Source organism: Peribacillus sp. P4_D6 (genome assembly GCF_056401795.1).
The window spans coordinates 1-2,832 of the sequence record NZ_JBFUIQ010000254.1 but is presented as its reverse complement, the minus strand read 5'-3'; the positions used below and the strand labels follow the sequence as shown (position 1 = coordinate 2,832).

At 37.5% G+C, this 2,832-nt stretch carries 1 protein-coding gene and 1 pseudogene; one reads left to right on the top strand and one right to left on the bottom strand.

Translation table 11 applies throughout. The features are described from left to right. Positions 1 to 1,211: pseudogene (locus tag AC1DVB_RS26370) on the bottom strand (RNA helicase); the annotation flags it as partial. 532 nt (positions 1,212 to 1,743) lie between these two features. Between AC1DVB_RS26370 and AC1DVB_RS26365 the strand changes: the two are divergent. Next, positions 1,744 to 2,703 carry a sensor domain-containing diguanylate cyclase gene (locus AC1DVB_RS26365; RefSeq protein WP_477591742.1) on the top strand — a complete coding sequence of 320 codons (960 nt, stop codon included), beginning with the start codon at positions 1,744 to 1,746 and terminating at the stop codon, positions 2,701 to 2,703. Positions 2,704 to 2,832 lie beyond the last annotated feature (129 nt).

Sequence of the window (2,832 nt, the reverse complement as noted above, 5' to 3'; positions counted from 1 at the left end):
GCCAGGTACATACCGCTTTCCGCTTGTTTCATTTTTTCCAGGGCCTTGTGCGTCTTCCCTGTATTGGTCTCACCTATATGCAAAACATATCTAACTTTTTTTCCTAATGATGGAGTATAGGCCTTACCGATGATGTCATCGATCATCCTTTGCTCTTCTGCCCGCTTCCTGGCTTCTTCTGCCAATACTTCAGCTTTTCTTCTTTCTCTGTTCTCCACGTCTTTTTCAAATATTTCTTCGTGCAATATTTCATTAAAAGGAATTCCTTCAAGCTTCAGTAAATCAGAAAGGTATTCTTCCTGAAGCTCATCAAAACAGGACTGAGACAAATCGGCCAATTCATCGCTTAGTATACCTTGAAGGGCATCGTCCGTCAGCCTTTCCCCATATGACTCCAAAAAATCATGATGCAGGGCGGCAGATAGATGGTTCAAGTATTTGTCAGGGGCTAATTTCATTATGAAATCCGAAACTAACCTTTCATACCTGTAGTAGTAATTTTCATATTCATAACGGTTCCGGCCCCAACCGATTAACGAATGGATATCGCCTGTCAGCTCTTCGAAAAAGTCAGTGACCATTAGGTATTCGGCAGCTTGAAAACCGCCCTCTTCAACTAATTGTTCTTCAAGCAAGTACGGATCGACATATTGGAATTTAGGCTTATTCTTCAGATCTTTTGCCATAATACCGGCAATATAATACCTGACATGTAAATATAAAAGAAGTGAGTTATTTTCGAAAAATGAATTGGCTTCTTCTTGCAGCCTTGCGCGTATTTTCCAACGCTGTTTGGCAAGCCGCTGTTCTTCTTGTCGCCTAAAGAATTTCTCCCTTGCATTTTTATATCTCTTCTCCCAATCCTCTTGATTGTCGGCAAAGGTTTTTTTAATCCACGTTAAGCCATCAAATGKGCGATACTTCTTTAATTCGTTCCGGAACATGCTATTGATCAGCTTATGGTCTGAACCTTCCGTTACAAATCCCCTTTCGCTTAAAAAAGCCTTTTTTTCCTTTCTGGGCACATCATTTGATGCTTTATTTATCCAAACATTAATCCAAATTTGCTCAATAAAATTCGTCCTGTCTGATATATATGCTGAATAAGAAGGCATTGTCTCTTGATTCTCTAAATAAAAATCAATATCCTGGATGATTTTTTCTTTTGTATTCTCTATAGCAATAGGATATATACTTTCTAATTTTCCCATAGTGATCCCCTTTTGAATTATCCAATATGTACTGTATTACTTCCTTTTATCCTCCCCAAATTCTTGTTTAAAATGAGCTTGGTACATTCGTTTTATCATTTAAATTCATGAGCTCCGTTATCATGAGAGGATGCAAAAATGCCAGGTTGCTTTGCTTTCCAAGGTGAATATCAAAAATATGCCAAGTATGCACATTAAAGTTACTCTCACCATTTCATTTACAGTATAATGCTATAAATACTGATTAGAATTTATGGATTATGAAGAGATACCCAGCCTTGGCCAGAATCGTTTTATAATCAGGAGAATTTAATGATAATAAAAAAAAGCCGAAAATTAAGTAAAGGTCCATTTTTCAACTTTCCCGATTACATGATTCATCCATAATACAATTCCAACCCCTTAATTGAGTTTAGAGGAAATCCGGGCAACTGTCACGATATTCAGATTACGCTTTTGTGTCTTTGCTTTGAATATAAGAAATAACATCAGAAAACCTAAAAAGAATATAGATAAAAAAAGGAGCCTGGGAATGATTCAGCAAGATATCAACTATTATAAAAATTTTGATTCCATCGCTAAAGAAGTATTAGCACTATTAGCTCAAACCATTGAGGTCAATACATTTTTCCTTTCTATAGTGAATCCCATCCAGAGTTTCATGATCAAGTCCTTCAATAGAAATGCAAAGTTAATTTGTGAAGGTGACATCCTTCCATATAATATGGCTTATTGTAAATTAGTTGTTGAGAATGGCTTGGAACCACTCGTAATCCCGAATTTGGGGAAACATGAATTGACTAGTGACCACCCTGCAACGAGGTTTATCGGGAATGGGTGTTTTATGGGAGCTCCCCTTATAAATGAGGGTGAAATCATTGKGACATTATGTGCATTCGACATTAATCCTCATGTTTTTAAAGAATATGACCTAACCCTCATTAAGTCTATGGCAGCTTTGATTAGTCATGCCATCAATCTTGAAAAAGGGATTATCAGGGATCCTTTATCAGGTCTTTATAATCGGAACTTCATTTATAATTATTTTGATTATCATCAAGATAAAACGAACGATGAAATGGCCCTTCTTTTCATCGATCTTGACCATTTTAAATTTTTTAATGATTCCTTTGGACATGATACTGGGGACGGCGTCATCAAAAAGGCTGCCGAATGTTTTTTGCAAACCGTCCCCGAAGGCAGTCAGGTGGCACGAATCGGTGGTGATGAATTCATTGTATTATTAAATCCTTCGCATTGTGAGGATTTAATGAAAAGCACTCAGCAAAACGCTGAATTATTATTGAACAGTTTATCCACAATGCCCATTACCATTAATGGAAATGATCATTTTGTATCAGCTAGCATAGGGATTAGCTTTTATCCTCATCATGGTATGGAAATGGACTCACTTTTGAAAAAAGCGGACCGTTCCATGTATATGGCCAAAGAGTCTGGACGGAAAAATATACAATACTTCCACCCTGAGTGATCATGTAAAAAATAAAAGGCTCTTTTCGTAAAGATTGTTGTTTTTAAAACAAGGGTGATTGGAGCGGAAGTGCGAGACTCCTGCGGGAGCAGCGGGACAGGTGAGACCYCACAGGCGTTTACGCCGAGG